At 62.2% G+C, this 16660-nt stretch carries 13 protein-coding genes and 1 tRNA gene; all 14 read right to left on the minus strand.

Translation table 11 applies throughout. The features are described 5' to 3' along the window. Positions 1 to 13: 13 nt before the first annotated feature. A complete protein-coding gene (locus B9Z51_RS09685; protein WP_108374043.1) occupies positions 14 to 2533 on the minus strand; it encodes an ABC transporter permease in 2520 nt (839 codons plus the stop codon). A 168-nt stretch (positions 2534 to 2701) separates the two neighbouring features. Further along, a tRNA-Met gene (locus B9Z51_RS09690) sits at positions 2702 to 2778 on the minus strand. Positions 2779 to 3054: 276 nt separating this feature from the next. After that, positions 3055 to 3840, minus strand: a complete 786-nt coding sequence (locus B9Z51_RS09700; RefSeq protein WP_233254897.1) for a fumarylacetoacetate hydrolase family protein — start codon at positions 3838 to 3840, stop codon at positions 3055 to 3057. Between the two features lie 114 nt (positions 3841 to 3954). Beyond that, positions 3955 to 5214, minus strand: a complete 1260-nt coding sequence (locus B9Z51_RS09705) for a flavin-dependent oxidoreductase (protein WP_108374049.1) — start codon at positions 5212 to 5214, stop codon at positions 3955 to 3957. Positions 5215 to 5237: 23 nt separating this feature from the next. After that, the gene (locus B9Z51_RS09710; RefSeq protein ID WP_108374051.1) at positions 5238 to 6218 is read right to left on the minus strand and encodes a tripartite tricarboxylate transporter substrate binding protein; all 981 of its coding nucleotides are present in this window, start codon (positions 6216 to 6218) and stop codon (positions 5238 to 5240) included. Then, a complete protein-coding gene (locus tag B9Z51_RS09715) occupies positions 6215 to 6730 on the minus strand; it encodes a GNAT family N-acetyltransferase (protein ID WP_108374053.1) in 516 nt (171 codons plus the stop codon). Before B9Z51_RS09715 ends, B9Z51_RS09710 begins: the two co-directional genes overlap by 4 nt. Continuing rightward, positions 6727 to 7608 carry an oxaloacetate decarboxylase gene (locus tag B9Z51_RS09720; RefSeq protein ID WP_108374055.1) on the minus strand — a complete coding sequence of 294 codons (882 nt, stop codon included), beginning with the start codon at positions 7606 to 7608 and terminating at the stop codon, positions 6727 to 6729. Before B9Z51_RS09720 ends, B9Z51_RS09715 begins: the two co-directional genes overlap by 4 nt. Further along, complete coding sequence (locus tag B9Z51_RS09725) at positions 7605 to 9017, minus strand: FAD-dependent oxidoreductase (protein ID WP_108374057.1); 1413 nt, start codon at positions 9015 to 9017, stop codon at positions 7605 to 7607. The genes B9Z51_RS09720 and B9Z51_RS09725 overlap by 4 nt, the downstream gene beginning before the upstream one ends. Positions 9018 to 9021: 4 nt before the next feature. Next, complete coding sequence (locus B9Z51_RS09730) at positions 9022 to 9624, minus strand: cysteine hydrolase family protein (protein ID WP_108374059.1); 603 nt, start codon at positions 9622 to 9624, stop codon at positions 9022 to 9024. A gap of 478 nt (positions 9625 to 10102) precedes the next feature. Next, positions 10103 to 12175 (minus strand): hydantoinase/oxoprolinase family protein, encoded by a 2073-nt coding sequence (locus tag B9Z51_RS09735; protein ID WP_108374061.1) that lies wholly within the window; start codon positions 12173 to 12175, stop codon positions 10103 to 10105. Beyond that, positions 12172 to 13836 (minus strand): hydantoinase B/oxoprolinase family protein, encoded by a 1665-nt coding sequence (locus tag B9Z51_RS09740; RefSeq protein ID WP_199227517.1) that lies wholly within the window; start codon positions 13834 to 13836, stop codon positions 12172 to 12174. Before B9Z51_RS09740 ends, B9Z51_RS09735 begins: the two co-directional genes overlap by 4 nt. Before the next feature lie 59 nt (positions 13837 to 13895). Then, the gene (locus B9Z51_RS09745; protein ID WP_108374063.1) at positions 13896 to 14399 is read right to left on the minus strand and encodes a 3-isopropylmalate dehydratase; all 504 of its coding nucleotides are present in this window, start codon (positions 14397 to 14399) and stop codon (positions 13896 to 13898) included. Further along, the gene (locus B9Z51_RS09750; RefSeq protein ID WP_199227499.1) at positions 14396 to 15682 is read right to left on the minus strand and encodes a 3-isopropylmalate dehydratase large subunit; all 1287 of its coding nucleotides are present in this window, start codon (positions 15680 to 15682) and stop codon (positions 14396 to 14398) included. Before B9Z51_RS09750 ends, B9Z51_RS09745 begins: the two co-directional genes overlap by 4 nt. Next, positions 15679 to 16656 carry a tripartite tricarboxylate transporter substrate binding protein gene (locus B9Z51_RS09755; protein WP_108374065.1) on the minus strand — a complete coding sequence of 326 codons (978 nt, stop codon included), beginning with the start codon at positions 16654 to 16656 and terminating at the stop codon, positions 15679 to 15681. Before B9Z51_RS09755 ends, B9Z51_RS09750 begins: the two co-directional genes overlap by 4 nt. Positions 16657 to 16660: the final 4 nt, after the last annotated feature.

Consider the following 16660-nt stretch of genomic DNA (forward strand, 5'->3'; position numbering starts at 1 on the left):
TGACGGGATCGGCTTACTCGGCAGCTTGCCGCAATGTGTGCATCACAGGCTGACGCAGCACCCCGGCCAGACTGAGGCTGCCCGCAGCCCAGGCCAGCAAAGCGCCCACTGCACCACCCAGCAAAGGCGCCCACAAGGGCGGCTGCCAGTCAAACTCAAACACATAGCGCGCCAAGGCCCAGCCGACCACCAGCGCCATGCCGCTGGCCATGAACCCGGCCAGCCAGCCAATGCCCAACAGCTCGGTGCGCTGCACCTGGGCCAGCAGGGCTCGCCCGGCGCCCAGTGCCCGCATGATGGCGTATTCGCGTTCACGCGCTTGCCGACTCGCGCCCACGGCCGCCAGCAAAACCATGACGCCCGCCGCCAGGGTGAAGGCAAACAAAAACTCCACGGCCCGGATGACCTGATCCATCACGCGTTGAATTTGGCCCAAGGTGCTGCGCAAATCGACACTGGTGATGTTGGGGAAGCGGTTCACCAATGCGTTATCAAAACCCGGGGCATCTTGCGGGGTGCGAAAGGCCGCCATGTAAGTCATGGGCAAATCGGGCATGTCTGCGACAGGGAACAACATGAAAAAGTTGGCCCGCATGGACGCCCAGTCGACCTTGCGCAGCGAGGTGATGCGGGCTTCACGCAGTTGCCCGGCGATGTCAAAGCGCAGTTGGTCACCCAGCTTGAGGCCCAAGGTCTGGGCAATGCCCGATTCGACGCTGACACCATCGGTTTCTTCAGGCACCCAGCGACCTGCCAACAAGGTGTTGTGGCTGGGCAGCTCGGCTGTGTGAGAGAGGTTGATTTCACGGTCAATCAGGCGTTTGGCCCGATCCTCTGCAAAATCGCCCGGCCCCACATCGCGGCCATTGATGGCCACCAGTCGCCCCCGGATCATGGGGAACCAGTCGGGCGACTGCACGCCAGCATTGTGCAAATGTGCCAAAAAGTCTTGCGCTTGTTCGGGCTGGACATTGATGACAAAGCGGTCGGGCGCATTGGCTGGTGTGGCCTGCCGCCAGCTGGCCACCAGATCAGTGCGCAGCAAGACCAGCAAGGCCAGCGCCAGCAAGCCCACCGACAAGGCGCTGACCTGCACCACCGCAAACACTGGACGCGCCGCCACTTGGCGGGTCGCCAGTCGCAGCCAGCGAGGTGCTTGCTCACTGGGCACCGTGCGCCGCAACAGCCACAAGGCCACCGCCGCCAAGCCCGCAAACACCAGCAATGCCACGGCAAAACCACCCACGGTGATGAGCCCCAGCGTCCAGCTGCGGCTGACCATGAGCAGCGTGGCCGCAAAACCCAACAAACCCATGACCAGCACCAGACCCGAGCGGGCCTGCAATTGGCCCAGATCACGCCGAATGACCCGCAGTGGGGGCACCTGGGCCAGTTGCAGCACTGGCGGCAAGCCAAAAGCGACCAGCAAAGTCAGGCCCATGGCCAGCCCCATGAGCACAGGTTGCACCGAGGGCGCAGGCAATTGCGTATCCACCAGGCCCGCCAGCAATTGCACAAAAACCAGGTGCACGCCATACCCTGCCAACACCCCCAAGGCGCTGGCCAACAGCCCGGCGCCCATGAATTCCAGGCCATAACTCAATGTGAGTGTGCGCTGGCTTTGACCCAAGACGCGCAGCAAGGCACAGGCATCGAGCTGGCGCTCCGCAAAACTGCGGGCCGCCAAAGCCACAGCAACGGCGCACAACAGCGCCGCCAGCAGCGCCACCAAATTCAAGAACTGCGAGGCGCGGTCGAGCGTTTGACGCATTTCCGGGCGGCCACTGTCCAGCGACTCGATCTGCACGCCGCGAACCCGGGATTGCTCTGATTCAGCACGCGCCCACTGAACAAAACGATCGGCCAAAGCGCCCTCACCAGCCACCGCCATGCGCCAGGTCACGCGGCTGGCCGGTTGCACCAGTCCGGTGGAAGCCAGATCTGCGGCGTTCATCATCACCCGGGGGGCAAAGCTCATGAACCCGGCACCCCGATCGGGCTCACGCAGGATGGTTGCGGCGATGCGAAAACGGCGCTCGCCCAAGCCCAGCATCTGACCGGTTTGCAAGTTCAAGGCTTCAAGCAAAGCCGGGTCCACCCAGACTTCGCCCGAAGCAGGCAAGGCCTGAGGAGGTGCTGAGGGCGACAGATCAAGACGCCCGCGCAAGGGATACCCCGATTCGACGGCTTTGAGCGCCACCAGGCGACTGGCCCCGCCCTGCTCGGCCAAAGCGCGCGCCATGGTGGGAAAGCTGACATTGGTGTTGGTCACCAGGCCCAGTTTTTGGGCCTGTTGCACGAACGCTGCCGGTGTGGCCTGGTCGCTGACGACCACCGCGTCACCCCCCAGCAATTGGCGGGCGTCGCGCCACAAACCGTTTTGCAGGCGGTCGGCCAAAAACCCGACCGCCGTGAGCGCCGCCACTGCGAGTGCGACAGAAAGCATCAAAAGCCGCAGTTCACCCGCCCGCAAGTCACGCCACAACTGGCGCCCACCGAGGCGAAGACCGTGCATCCATCCTTGTTGATTCATGCCCTGACCTTACCGCACAGTCAGAGGTCTTGTGAGGGCGGGGATTTTGACAAGATCAAGGGGCAGCAACTTGGCCCAGACAAATTCCAAAAACTGGACACCCCTCTCTCATTTCCCAATGAAAAAGGCCGTTCACTGGATGTCAATGAACGGCCTTGGATGGTGTCTTGGTGGTGATAGGTGGATTTGAACCACCGACATCAGCATTATGAATGCTGCGCTCTAACCAACTGAGCTATATCACCTTGATGGCTTGCGCCGTCAGGATCGAGATTATAAACAGCTTTTTGGTGCTTTTAGACTCGGCTGGCAAAAACATGCTGTTCTTGAATGCCGGACGCCATGCTCGCTCAGCGTTGTTGTACGTTCAGACCCCAAGCCACAGGACGGCACAGGCATGAGCCTTCGTGATCAAGGCACTGAGGACATGCGCCGTTTCGATCGGACCTGTGGATTGCCGCCCTGACAGACGCGACATTCACGCCAGCTTGGCATGTCGCTCTGAACTGGCGTGCCAAGGGTCAAACGATCTTGACGCTCAGGTTGGGAAAGCCATCGATGTGCATCTCGATCACATCGCCGCGCACCACCGGGCCCACGTTTTCTGGCGTGCCTGAATAGATGATGTCACCCGGGAACAATTCGAATGCCTCAGACAATTGCGCAATCTGCTCGGCCACCGACCAGATCATCTGGTTCAGATTGGCGTTTTGTTTCATGACCCCGTTGACCTTGAGCCAGATGCTGCCTTGCTCAAAATGGCCTGACTGCGCCACCTTGCGGATGGCGCCGATGGGCGCGGACTGGTCAAAGCTCTTGCCGATTTCCCAGGGCTTTTTCTGGTCTCCCATGCCACGCTGCAAATCACGGCGGGTCATGTCCAGGCCCAGCGTGTAGCCGTAGACGTGTGCCAGCGCTTTGTCTTTGGGGATGTTGCGCCCGCCCTTGCCCAGCACCGCGACCAGCTCGGCCTCGTAGTGGTAATTTTTGGTGAGTGGGGGATAAGGGTGGTCCCCAACGGTGCCTGCCTTCACGTATTGGATGGCATCGGTGGGTTTCTGGAAAAAGAACGGCGGTTCACGCGTGGGGTCCGAACCCATCTCACGGGCGTGGGCGGCGTAATTGCGGCCGATGCAATAAATACGGCGCACCGGGTACATCTCGTCCGTGCCCTCAATCGGGATGTAAGTCGCGGGCACCGAAAACGGGGTTTTCACCTGGTTCTGAGCCACGCCCGGCAAAGCGCAACCGGCCAACGCGCCGGTGGTCACCAGGGCGCTGTTTTGAAAAAAGTTTCTTCTGTCCATGTTTGTCTCCATGCGCTTGGATGGCCTGAGTCCATCGAAATCTACAACAGTGATGGCGGTTTCAATGCGCACACAAGGGACAGCAAGGCCCCAGTACCCCGGCGCGCAAGATGTTCACTTGCTGCCAGGCATCGTTTCCAGTGAAAAACCGGCAATCTGTTTATAGTCGTCCGATATCTTGCGCAGCTCGGCCTGGCTGATGACCTCGTCAATGTGCCCGAAAGGACGGCCCTGCGTCAGCTCATCAACCTTGATGTTGATGAAATCGGGCGGGGTGCTGCGGTTGGTCAAGACCACCTGGGTGGTCAAAGGCCTGCGTACATCCTCGTAGCGATGCAAAGCCTGCACCAGATCCCCACCTGCCGGGGTGTTGGCCAGTTCATCGGCCAGGGTGCGGGCATCGACCAGGGCCTGGGCTGAACCATTGGAGCCACGCGGGTACATGGGGTGAGCGGCATCGCCCAACAAGCTCACGCGCCCAAAGGTCCATTGTGGAATCGGATCTTTGTCCACCATCGGGTACTCCAGGATCGACTCGGCCTGGGCGATCAATTCGGGCACATTGAGCCAGTCAAACGTCCAGTCCTTGAACAAGGGCAACACGTCTTCCAGACGGCCTTGGCGGTTCCAGTCGTTGGGGCTTTCTTGCTGCAAGCCGATCTCCGCTACCCAGTTGATCAATTGCATGCCGTCACCATCGAGGTTGTTGGCAATCGGATATATGACCATCTTGCCGGTGTCGATGGAGCCCACCCGCATGTAACTCTTGCCGGTCAGGATCGGCTTGTGGCGCGTGACGCCTCGCCATGTGTTGATGCCATTGAAGGCTACTTTTTCATCCGGGTAAAAAACCCGGCGTACCGCCGAATTGACGCCATCGGCCGCCACTATCACACGGGCGTGCACAGCGGGCAGATTGTGGCCTTGAGGATCGGTGAAAGACAGCGTCACGCCAGCGTCACTTGGGTCCATCTGCGCAAAACGGTGCCCCGTGTGCACCCTGTCGGCACCCAGTCGATCAACGGCCGCATCCCACAAGATCCTGTGAAGCTTGCCACGGTGGATGCCCACCTCGGGCAGGGCATAACCCGCATGACGGCCCCGCAATTCACCGTAAATGAATTGGCCATAACGGTTGTAGAAAACGCTTTCGTAGTTCTCGATGCCCGCAGCCTCGACCGCGTCGGCCAGCCCCAAAGCAGCCAGCTCCCGCATCGCGTGGGGCAGCAAGGTGATGCCCACACCGATCTCACGAACCTGCGAGACGGCCTCATACACATCACACACCACACCCCGGCGATGCAAATGCAAGGCCAAGGCCAGGCCACCAATGCCCCCGCCCACGATGGCAATATCTGCTGAACGATCTGTCATGGCAATGCGCTCCTGAATGCCGGTTAATCGGATGAAATCTGCTTGGACCGGATCACACGACCCCAGCGCGGATAATCTTTGGCCACAACCGCTGCCAACTCTGCAGGCGTTGAGGCACTGGCATCCATGCCAGCGCGGGCCAGCAATTCCTTGATGTCGTTTTGCCGCACGATGGCCGAGATCTCGTTGTTCAGACGTGCCACCACCGATGCAGGTGTTTTGCTGGGCGCAAAGAAGGCGTACCAAAGGTCCACATCGATGCGTTGAATACCGACATCGGCAAAAGTGGGCACATCCGGCGCCACCGGATGGCGTTTCTGGCTTCCCACGGCCAAGGCCACCAGGCGGCCACTTTTGACAAAACCGGCCGCCACATGCACCGGCAAAAATCCGACCTGCAGTTCACCGCCCAGCAAATCCTGGGTGTAGCCCGCTGTCCCCCGGTAGGGCACATGCAGCATGAAGGTGTCTGTTTCGAGTTTGAACAATTCCATGGCCATGTGGTGGGGGGTGCCCACACCCGGCGAACCAAAACTCAGGCGTCCCGGCTGGGCTTTGGCGGCGCGCACCAGATCGCTGGCTGTTTTGAAGCCTGTTTTGGGATTCGCCACCAACATCAAGGTGCCATAAGCGGTCATGCCCACCGGCGCAAAGTCATTGACCGGGTCAAAGTTGGTTTTTTGGCTCATCTGCGTGGCCATGAGCATGGTGTTGGCGGTGATCAACAAAGTGTGGCCATCCGGAGCCGATTTGGCCACGGCGTCTGAACCGATATTGCCGCTGGCACCCGCTTGGTTTTGCACCACCACGGGTTGCCCCAGGCGTTCACTCAAGCGCGGCGCGATGGCCCGGGCAATGGTGTCCATACCGGTGCCCGGCGTGAAGGGAACGATGATTTTGATCGGCTGGCTGGGGTAAGGCGCTTGCGCCTGAACCAGCGTTGAGCCCAAAGCCAGCAAGGACAAGAGGCAAAGGCGATGCCAAGCACTTGAAAAAATACTCATGAAACGCTTCCTTGTGAATGAGGGGTTTGAAGATTCAGCATCCAGTACTGCCCGATCAAGTCGACACCAAACGAATGGTGCGGCTCTTCTGATTCCAGCAAAAATCCGGCCTCTTGGTAAATTCGGCGGGCCGCACGCAGGATGTCGTTGGTCCACAAACTCAACTTTTGATACCCATGGGTCCGAGCAAAGGCGATGCATTCATGGGTCAGGCGTCGCCCGAGTCCTGTGCCTCGCGCCTCTTGCTCCACATAAAGCAGGCGCAACTTGGCTTCCTGCTCAGACACCTTGACCAGGAACACCGAGCCCAGAATGCGGCCGTCGCATTCGGCGATCCACGCGTTCTCCCATGCGGGGTCAAAGTTCTTCACGAATTGCGCTGCAATCTCGGCCACCAGAGCCTCGAAGGTGCCATCCCAGCCATATTCTTGCGCATACAAAATGCCCTGGCGGTGCGCCACCCAACCAATGTCGCCCACTTGCAAACCGCGCAATGTCACAGCTTGGCTCATGGCTCCCGCCCTCCTTCGTAACGCTGCCCCTGCGCCAGCAAAGCAGGGGTTTCGATGACCGCGTTCAGGCCATCGAAATCGAGCATCTGATCTTGCCATGGGCGCGTGGTCTGGTGGGTGTGCAAGCTGGCGTAATAGCCTTGCAGCGTGTGCAGCACCGCCCGCGCTGTGCCGCCCGGGAAGATCACGATCTTGAAACCCCGCTCGCCCAGTTCGGCTGCGCTTTGCACCGGCGTTTTGCCACCCTCGACCATGTTGGCCAGCAGTGGCACACGGTTTGCAAACTGCGCGCAGGCGCGGTTCATCTGCTCGTCAGACCTGAGCGCTTCAATGAAGAGCGCATCCACGCCGCATTCCAGATAGCGCTCGGCCCGCTCCAGTGCGGCATCCAGGCCTTCCACGGCGACTGCATCGGTGCGCGCCAGGATCAAGGTGTTTTTATCGTGGCGGGCATCGAGTGCGGCGCGCAGCTTGCCCTGCATCTCGGTCACCGGCACCACACCCTTGCCGTCCAGGTGCCCGCAGCGTTTGGGGAAAGTCTGGTCTTCGATCTGGATCATCGCGGCCCCGGCGCGCTCGAAGTCACGCACCGTGCGCTGGGTGTTGAGCGCATTGCCAAAGCCGGTGTCGGCGTCCACGATGACCGGAATGTTCACCCGGTCGGTGATGTGGGCCAGGGTCTGCGCCACTTCGGTGGCGGTGGTCAGACCGATGTCCGAGCGGCCCAGGCGGGTGTAGGCAATCGATGCGCCTGACAAATACAGCGCTTCGAATCCGGCCTGCTGGGCCACCAATGCGGTGAGTGCGTCGTAGACACCGGGGGCCAGCAGGGCCTGAGGTTGCTGCAGGCGTTGGGCCAAGGTGGTGTGCTGGCTCATGGCGTGTCCTTCAAAATTTGTTGCATGTTGTGTGCGGCGATGTGACCACCCGCAATGGCGCTGAGCAAACCGTTGCCCGACAAATAACCCCAGACCGCTTGGCCCGACACGCCACGCGCTGCGCCGCCTGCCGCCAGCAGGTTGGGCAAGGGCGTGCCGTCTTGGCGCAGCACACGGGTGTGCGCGTCGATGTCCAGGCCGCCTTGGGTGTGGAACAAGGCACCGGTGACTTTGATCGCATGGAACGGGGCTTGCAAGGCGCGTTGAAACGTGCGTCCCGTGGCCGGGTCGGTACCGGGCTGCACCGCATTCAAAGTGGCTAGCAAGTCATCTGGCGGGCAGCCGATCAGTTGCGCCAGTGCATTCGCATCTGCCGCATGCTGTACCGCGCCCGCGCCTTGAGCCGCCACAAAGTCCGGAAACCCTTGCGCAAACGCCAGCAGTGCATCGTCAAACACATTCCAGGCCACACCGCCCGGCTGCGCCAGCACATGCACCGCCGCCTCGGAGTAGCCCTGGGTCTCGTCGTGAAAGCGCTGGCCTTGGGCGTTGATCTGCACGCCGCCTTCCATCATCAGCGCCCACGAAATCAAAGCGCCTTGCGGCACGGCCCAAGAGCCGTGGCCCTGGTAAGCGCCCAAATCGGCCAGGCGTGCGCCCAGCTGTTGGCCCCAGGCGATGGCGCTGCCATCGTTGCCCACATGGCCGGCATAGGTGGCCTCGGCCATCTCGGGCAGCAGGTCTTTCACCATGGCCGTGGCCCCACCAAAACCGTTGCAAGCCAGCAGCACCGCATCGCAGCGGATGCGCTCGGTCTGGCCATCGGGCCGGACAAACCCCACGCCTTGGATGCGCTGCGCTTCATCGGCCCACAGCTCGGTCACTTGAGCTTGCGTGAGCACCACCACACCTGCAGCATCGGCAGCGGCTTGCAGGCGGCTCATCAAACCGGCCCCGGTTTTTTCGGGCACAGCGTGCATGCGGTGAGCGCTGTGGCCGGGGTACAAAAAATTGTCCAGTACTTGCCAGGGCAGGCCGTGATGCTCGGCCAACGCGTCCATAGCTGGACCAATGTTTTGGGCATAGGCCTGCACCAGGTGCGGCGCAGCCTGCCCGTGTGCCTTGGCCTGGATGTCGGCGGCAAAAGCTTCCACACTGTCGGTGATGCCTTGCGCTTGTTGCGTCTGCGTGCAGGGGGCCGGGATGAAGCCCGAAGACAAAGCCGTGGAGCCCGCAGCAAACGCGTCGCGCTCCAGCACCACACACTCCACGCCCATGCGGTGCAAAGCCAGCGCCGCCGTGAGGCCACAGGCCCCACCGCCCACAATCACCACCGGCATGTGGTCATCGGCCTGCAAATCAGAGGCCGGACAAATGTGTGCCCGTGTGTGTGCCAGCGTGGCAGTCATGACTTCAGCCCAGTTGCTTCAAAAAAGTGGCGCTGTCCATCACCTCGCCCACCGAAGCCATGTCGTCCAGGGCCGCCTGGTGCGCGGCGTCGCTGAAGGCCGCGCAACCGTCCGACAACACGATGACGTGGTAATCGCGCACATGCGCATCGCGCACCGTGCTGGCCACGCCGCCATTGGTCACGATGCCGCACACCACCAGCGTGTCGATGCCCGATTTTTTCAGCACCCAATCGAGTTGCGTGTTGAAGAAGGCCGAATACGCCACCTTGAACACCGACACATCTACCAACGGGGCCAACACATCCACATTGGCCTGCCCCCGGCTGCCCGGCGCAAAGTCGCCCTTGCGCAAAAACGGGCGGCGCTCTTTGAGGTGCGCCGAGATCATGGGCTCGCCCTGCGCATCGGGCCACAGGGTGAACAGGCTGGCCGTGACCAAACCGCCACGCCCTTTGATGGCGCGCGCCACCGGGGCCATGCGCTCAGGCAGCTTCACGGCTTCGGCGCTCAGGGTGTTGCCCCGGGCATAGGCGCCGTCGGGCGCCAGAAAATCGTTTTGCAGGTCCACGATGACCATGCCCAGTTTGGCGTTCTTCAAGTTCATGCGCTTTACTCCTGTCACTTATTGGTCGGACCTCTATGCTCGGTGGGCGTAGGTCCCCACAGAAATGTCGGGGTCTTCGACCACCGACCTACTAGACGGCACACTGGTCGTAGGTCGGTACTCGAAGAGTCCGACATGGTTGGATTAACCTGTGAGGTCCACGCAAGCATCGTGGGTTCGCGTAAAAATGTCGGGGTCTTCGACCACCGACCTACTAGACGGCACACTGGTCGTAGGTCGGTACTCGAAGAGTCCGACATGGCTGGATTCACCTGTGAGGTCCACACAAGCGTCGCGGGTTCGCTTAGAAATGTCGGGGTCTTCGACCACCGACCTACTAGACGGCACACTGGTCGTAGGTCGGTACTCGAAGAGTCCGACATGGTTGGCTTCGCCAATGAGGTCCACACAGGCCCTGCGAGCTCGCGCAGAGGTGCCGGGGTCTTCGATTGCCGATCTGCAACATACAGACGCAAGGTCACTCGGTGCGCTCCACCAACAAGTTACCCAATTTGTCGACCCGGCCTTCAAAGCCTGGCTCCAACCACACCGTGGTGTCGGGTTGCTCCAAAATCGCCGGGCCTTGCACCACGGTGCCCACGGGCAGGCTCAGGCGCTCGTAGCGCTGGGCTGTCCACCATTGGCCCTGGTGGTAAACCTGTTGCTCACCCACCGGGGTGGTACTGCCCTCGCCTTGCGGGGCCAGCACCGCCAAATCGAACTTGGGACGACGCCCGATACGCGCATAACGCAGGTTCATCACGCGGATCACCGGGCCTTGCAGCACGCGGCCAAAGGCGTGCTGGTAAGCCGCTTCAAACGCGGCCAGCAAACCGGTTGCATTCAAAGCTTCGCGCTTCACGGGCACTTGCAGCGTGTGGGTCTGGCCCATGTAGAGCATGTCAAAGCTGATGACTTCGTCCACCCGCACAAAGTTCACACCGGCAGAATCCAAACGCACCTGACAAGCCTCGGCCAGTGCGTCCACACGTTGCAGCAACTCGGGCCAGGCCACATCGGACAGGGTCACGTTCAGTGTCTGCACCGCGTCGTGGCGCATGTCGGCCATCACGCAGCCCAAGGCCGAAGTCACGCCTGGGTAACGCGGCACGATGCCGGTGGTCACGCCCACCTCGCGCATCATGGCGCACACATGCAAGCCGCCACCGCCACCAAAAGGCATGTAGGCAAACTGGCGTGGATCGTGGCCGCGCTCGATGGACACCACGCGGATCGCGCCAGCCATGCGGGCGTTGGCGACTGTCAAAATCGCCTCGGCTGCGGCCAGAGCCGTCAAGCCCAAAGGCTCGGCCACATGCTGGGTGATGGCTTGTTCAGACAAGCCCGAGTTCAGCGCCTGCAACAAACCGCCGCCCAAAGGCCGGTCGGCCGCGATGCGACCCAAGAGCACGTTGGCGTCGGTCAAGGTGGGGCGGGTGTTGCCGCGCCCGTAGCAGGCCGGGCCGGGAATGCTGCCGGCCGACTCGGGGCCCACTTGCAGCATGCCGCCTGCATCGACCGAAGCGATCGAGCCGCCCCCGGCCCCGATGGTCTCGATCTGGATCATGGGCGAGCGCACCACCAGGCCAAATTCGATGGAGGTTTGCGCCGCCAGTGCGGCTTCGCCACCCGCCACCAACGACACGTCAAACGAGGTGCCGCCGATGTCGCCGGTGATGACGTTTTCAAAGCCCGAAGCGCGGGCGATTTCGGCACAAGCCATCACGCCTGCCGCCGGGCCCGACAGGGCTGTGCGCACCGGCACATCGCAGACGGTCTCGCGCGACATCACGCCACCATTGCTTTGCACGATCAAGAGTTCACCGCCGAAGCCCTGGGCACGCAAATCACCATCCAGGCGCTGCAAATAACTGCCCACGACAGGCTGCAAGGCGGCGTTCAGGGTGGCCGTCGAGCAGCGCTCAAACTCGCGGATTTCGGGCAGCACTTCGCTGGCCGCCGTCACATAGCTGTTGGGCCAAATCTCGCGCACAGCGGCCACAGCGGCTTGTTCGTTGCCGGGGTTGGCATAGGCGTGCACAAAGAACACACACACGGCCTCGCAGCCTTCGGCCAGCAAAGCGCGGGCTTGCTCGCGCACTTGCACCAGATTCACCGGTGTATGCAGTTGGCCATCGGCCAGCACGCGCTCGTCGACTTCCAAGCGCCAAGCACGCGGCACCACCGGCGTGTAGCTGCCGCGCAGGCCCCAGGTTTGCGGGCGGTCGCGGCGGCGCATTTCCAGCACATCGCGAAAGCCGCGTGTGGTGATGATGCCGGTGCGGGCGATCTTGCGTTCCAGCAAGGCGTTGGTGCCCACGGTGGTGCCGTGCACGATGGTGGCAATGTCTTTGGCCCCTTCGGCACCGGTGACCCCGGTCACTTTGGCGATGCCGTTCATGAAGCCCCGGGCTTCTTCGCCCCGGGTCGAGGGCACTTTGACAATGCGGGCCTGGCCGGTTTTTTCATCCAACACAAACAGGTCGGTGAACGTACCGCCCACGTCCACGCCGACCACCCAATGGGCTTGATTCACAGACTGCTCGCTCATGCTTGTTCCTTGGTGTAACCGAGTGCCGCGTCATTGGTGCGGTCTTTTTCTGTGCGCTCAGCGGGAGTGCCCCAGCCGCCACCGCCAGGCGTTTGCAGGCGCACGCGGTCGCCCTTTTTCAAATGGATGCCCAGCATCTTGGACACCATGGGTGGTGTTTTCCACTCGCCGTTTTGGCAATACTCAAACACGTTAGGCAGTGCAGGTTGTCCGCCGTGAATGCCTTTAGGCGCCGACTTGCCGCGCTCGCCAAAGATGAAGGCCTCAGCGCTGTCTTCGAGCAATTCAATCTCGTAAATCGCGCCCAAACCGCCCCGGTGCTGGCCATCGCCACCCGAGCCGGGGCGCAAGGCCCATTGGGTGAAGCGCACCGGGTAGGCCGCTTCGAGAATTTCCATGGGCGGGATCGTGGCCGTAGAAATGGGCGCGTTGCCGTGCGACAGGCCATCGCCGTCCGAATGGCCACCGTGTCCGCCGCCAAAGAAGCTGAACATCACCCAGCGCTGGCCTTTGCGTTTGTCGTCGGTGCGGTGCCCCGCGATCGACAAGGCGTTGATGGTGCCGTAAGCATGGGCCACCGCCCGCTGCGGGTCGGCCAAGGCCGTGGCGCTGAAGATCACGTCGATCATGCGCAAAATCGTTTCGGTGTAGCCGCCCACCGGACGCGGACGCGAGGCGCTGATGACCAAGCCATCGGGAATGACAAAGTCGACCGCATCGAGCACACCCGCGTTGGCGGGGACGTCGGGGAACACATGCTTCAAAGCCACATAACAAGCGGCCACTGCTGTGGCGCGTGAGATGTTCACCGGCCCGGCGCACTGCGCCGAGGTGCGCGAAAAGTCCAGCGTCAAGCGGTCACCGGCCACGGTCATGTCGAGTGCGATGGTCAGCAGCTCGTCTTTCACGCCGTCGTTGTCCAGCACGTCTTCAAAGCTGTAGCGGCCATCGGGCAGGCTGGTGATGTGCGAGCGCATCAGTCGCACAGCGCGGGTGCGCAACTCCACCAGCGCTTGGGCCACTTTGGCGTCGCCGTATTCGTCGAGCAAGCCGTCCAAGCGGCGCGCACCCAATTCGAGCGCCGCCAGCTGGCCGTTCAGGTCACCCCACAGGCTGTCGGGCAGGCGGGTGTTGGCGCGCAAGATGGCCAGCACATCGTCATCGAGCACACCGCCGCGCAAGATGCGCACCGGCGGGATCTGAACCGCTTCTTGCCAGCACTCGGTCGCAGCCGGGTTGTAATTGCCAGGCACCGCACCGCCCACATCGTGCCAGTGCGCGGCCGAGGCCAAAAAGCAATACAGCTGCCCATTGCGAAAGCAGGGCTTGACCAGCTTGAAGTCGTTGGCGTGGGTGCCGCCCTCATACGGGTCGTTGAACAACCACACATCACCCGGCTGCATGCCGCCGCGCTCAGCGGCCACGCGCATGGCTGCGCGAACGGCAAAAGCCATGGCACCCACAAACACCGGCAAACCCGACTTGCCCTGGATCAGGGTGTCGCCGGTGATGGCGTCGTACAGACCGTGGCACGCATCGTGCGCCTCGGCAATGATGGGGTTGAAGGCGCTGCGGTACAGCGTCGCGTCCATCTCGTCGGCGATTTGTTCGAGTCGGCCGCGCAGCACGGCCAGGGTCACCGGGTCCATCACCGGGTCCATCACCGGGTCAGTCACCGGGTTGATGGCAACGGGTGTTTGAGAAGCTGAAACCATCGGGTTCATCCTTGTTTTCTATTCTTGAGCAAAGGCAGCAAACCGCCTGCATCGACCATGTCCATCAGAAAGTCGGGGATGGCCGCGCAAGCCAAAACCTGGCCGTTGGCACGCATCACCTGCGGCGTATCGCCGTCAAACTGCAAAGCCACTCGCTCGCCTTCTTCGATCTTCTCGGCCTCGGGGCAGGTCAGCAGCAACAGGCCCAGATTGAAAGCATTACGGAAGTACAGGCCGCTGTACGACGGCGCGATCACCGCCGCCAGGCCCAGGTGGCGCAATACCCCTGCCGCCTGCTCGCGTGAGGAGCCAATGCCAAAGTTGGCCCCGGCCACCAGCACATCGCCCGCTTGCACACCCGAGGCAAAGTCGGCACGCACCGCCTCCAGGCAATGCAGGCCAATCACGTCCAGGCCGTGCTTCATGTAGGCGCCTGGCGCCAGCACGTCGGTGTCCACATCGGCACCCAAGCGCCAAACTCTTGCATTTTGGAAACTGCTCGGCTTCATGCCAGCACCTCGCGTGCATCGCTGATGCGCCCGCGCAAGGCCGAGGCCGCCACGGTGTAGGGCGATGCCAAATAGACGTTCACGCTGGCCGGGCCCATGCGGCCCTTGAAGTTGCGGGCGGTGCTCGAAATCACAGTAGCCCCTTCCGGGAAAGTCGCGCCATAACCGGCGCACGCGCCGCAGCTGTTGGGCAAGAGGGTGGCCCCAGCGTCTTGCAGGATCTGCATCACGCCTTCTTGGGTGGCCTGGGCTTGTTCGCGGGCACTGGCCGGGGCCACCAGGAGCTGCACACCCGCCGCGACGCGCTGGCCCTTGAGCACCGAAGCCGCAGCGCGCAGGTCTTCGAGCTTGGCCCCCGTGCAGGCACCGATGTAGGCGATGTTGGGGTGGATGTCTGAAAAATCGGCCACGTCCCGCGTGTTGGCCGGGCTGTGTGGCGCGGCCACTTGGGGGCTCAGGCGCGCGGCGTCAAACATGAATTGCTCGAATTCGGCCTCATCGTCAGTGAACCACTGGTCGGCATCGGCCAAATGCTCGGCCGAAACGCCCATCGACTGCAGATGGTTCACGGTGGTGGCGTCAGCGGCGATCAAGCCTGCCTGCGCCCCCATCTCGGCACTCATATTGGACAGGGTCATGCGCTCAGCCATGGACAGGGCCTGCACGGCACCGCCGGAAAACTCCACCGCCTGGTATTGGCCACCATTCATGCCAAAGCGACCGATCATGTGCAGCATCATGTCTTTGGCCGACACACCCGCTTGCAGGCGGCCCCACCAGTGCATGCGCAAGGTGCGTGGCACCTGGACCCAGATCTGCCCCGTCACGCACACGCCCAGCATTTCGGTCGCCCCAATGCCAAACATGTAGCTGCCAAACGCGCCGCCAGTGGGCGAATGTGAGTCGCCGCCCACGCAAAACATGCCGGGCTTCAAATGGCCGCGCTCCGGCAAGACTACATGGCAAATGCCTTCACTGTCGATCACATGCGGCAGCTGCCATTGTTTGGCAGTGTCGCGGGTGATCTGGATGATTTTTTGCGCATCGGCGTCTTGTGCGGGTACATAGTGGTCCAGCACCAGCACGACTTTGTTTTTGTCCCAAATTTCTGCGCCTAGTTCATCGAGCATGGGTTTCAAGCGCCGGGGGCCCGACGAGTCATGGAACATGGCCAGGTCCACATTGCAGGTGACCACCTCGCCCACAGCCACATGGGAGCGGCCTGCGGCGCGGGCAATGAGTTTTTGCGCCAGGGTTTGCGGCGGCATCACGTTTGTGCTCATTCGGGTTTGGCTCCTGCGTACTGCACCACGGCGCGCCAGCGCACGATGTCGCTGTCCACAAAACGGGCGAACTCTTCGGGGCTGTTGCCCACAGGCGTGGCGCCTTCGTTTTCGATGCGGCGCTTGACCTCGGGTGCCTGCACAGCGGCGCGTGCCGCATCGGCCAGCCGCTTGGTCAATTCAGGGCTCATGCGCCCCGGCCCAAACAGGCCAAACCAGGCGCTGGACTCATAGCCGGGCAAGGTTTCGGCCATGGCGGGCACATCGGGATAAGCGGCCAGACGTTTGGTGCTCGTGACACCCAGCGCCTTGAGCTTGCCCGCTTTGATGTGCGCCTGGACGTTGCCAATGGCGGCAAACATCAATTCCACCTGTCCGGCCAGCACGTCTTGCACCGCAGGCGCCGTGCCGCGGTAAGGGATGTTGACGATGTACACACCCGATTTCATCTTGAAAGCATCACCTGCCAGATGCAGCGACGAGCCCATGGCCCCGATCGCAAAGTTCAGCTGGCCTGGTTTGGCCTTGGCCAAGGCGATCAGCTCGGCGACATTCTTGACCGGCAGCTTGGGGTTGGCCACCAGCATGGAAGGCGAGGTGGACACCATGGTCAGCGGGGTGAAGTCCTTGACCGGATCGAAGGGCAAGGAAGGGTACAAAGAGGCGTTGATGGCGTGGCTGGTGAAGCTCATGAGCAAGGTGTTGCCATCGGGTGCGGCCTTGGCCACAGCCTCGGCAGCCAGATTGCCTCCGGCGCCAGCTTTGTTGTCTACCAACACCGTGCGTCCCAGCTGTTGGCCCAGTGCCTGTGCCAGTGCACGGGCCATGGTGTCGGTGGTGCCCCCGGCCGGTGCGCCCACCAAAATCCGGATCGGCGGTGGGGTTTGCGCCCAGGCGGCTGCGCCTGCGCAAGCCAGCAGACACACCCCCCATCGCAGACCTTGTTGCACGGTCACGCGCAGCGTTTGTTTCATGCTG

Origin of the sequence: Limnohabitans sp. T6-5, from assembly GCF_003063315.1 — a bacterium.
Taxonomy (GTDB): Bacteria; Pseudomonadota; Gammaproteobacteria; order Burkholderiales; family Burkholderiaceae_C; genus Limnohabitans_A.

Excerpts from the sequence above, each read along its gene's own strand:
- B9Z51_RS09705 (WP_108374049.1), bottom strand. The coding sequence starts at position 5,214 with ATGACAGATCGTTCAGCAGATATTGCCATCGTGGGCGGGGGCATTGGT.
- B9Z51_RS09740 (WP_199227517.1), bottom strand. The coding sequence starts at position 13,836 with ATGGACCCGGTGATGGACCCGGTGACCCTGGCCGTGCTGCGCGGCCGA.
- B9Z51_RS09730 (WP_108374059.1), bottom strand. The coding sequence starts at position 9,624 with ATGAACTTGAAGAACGCCAAACTGGGCATGGTCATCGTGGACCTGCAA.
- B9Z51_RS09745 (WP_108374063.1), bottom strand. The coding sequence starts at position 14,399 with ATGAAGCCGAGCAGTTTCCAAAATGCAAGAGTTTGGCGCTTGGGTGCC.
- B9Z51_RS09720 (WP_108374055.1), bottom strand. The coding sequence starts at position 7,608 with ATGAGCCAGCACACCACCTTGGCCCAACGCCTGCAGCAACCTCAGGCC.
- B9Z51_RS09715 (WP_108374053.1), bottom strand. The coding sequence starts at position 6,730 with ATGAGCCAAGCTGTGACATTGCGCGGTTTGCAAGTGGGCGACATTGGT.
- B9Z51_RS09685 (WP_108374043.1), bottom strand. The coding sequence starts at position 2,533 with ATGAATCAACAAGGATGGATGCACGGTCTTCGCCTCGGTGGGCGCCAG.
- B9Z51_RS09725 (WP_108374057.1), bottom strand. The coding sequence starts at position 9,017 with ATGACTGCCACGCTGGCACACACACGGGCACACATTTGTCCGGCCTCT.
- B9Z51_RS09735 (WP_108374061.1), bottom strand. The coding sequence starts at position 12,175 with ATGAGCGAGCAGTCTGTGAATCAAGCCCATTGGGTGGTCGGCGTGGAC.
- B9Z51_RS09710 (WP_108374051.1), bottom strand. The coding sequence starts at position 6,218 with ATGAGTATTTTTTCAAGTGCTTGGCATCGCCTTTGCCTCTTGTCCTTG.
- B9Z51_RS09755 (WP_108374065.1), bottom strand. The coding sequence starts at position 16,656 with ATGAAACAAACGCTGCGCGTGACCGTGCAACAAGGTCTGCGATGGGGG.
- B9Z51_RS09700 (WP_233254897.1), bottom strand. The coding sequence starts at position 3,840 with ATGGACAGAAGAAACTTTTTTCAAAACAGCGCCCTGGTGACCACCGGC.
- B9Z51_RS09750 (WP_199227499.1), bottom strand. The coding sequence starts at position 15,682 with ATGAGCACAAACGTGATGCCGCCGCAAACCCTGGCGCAAAAACTCATT.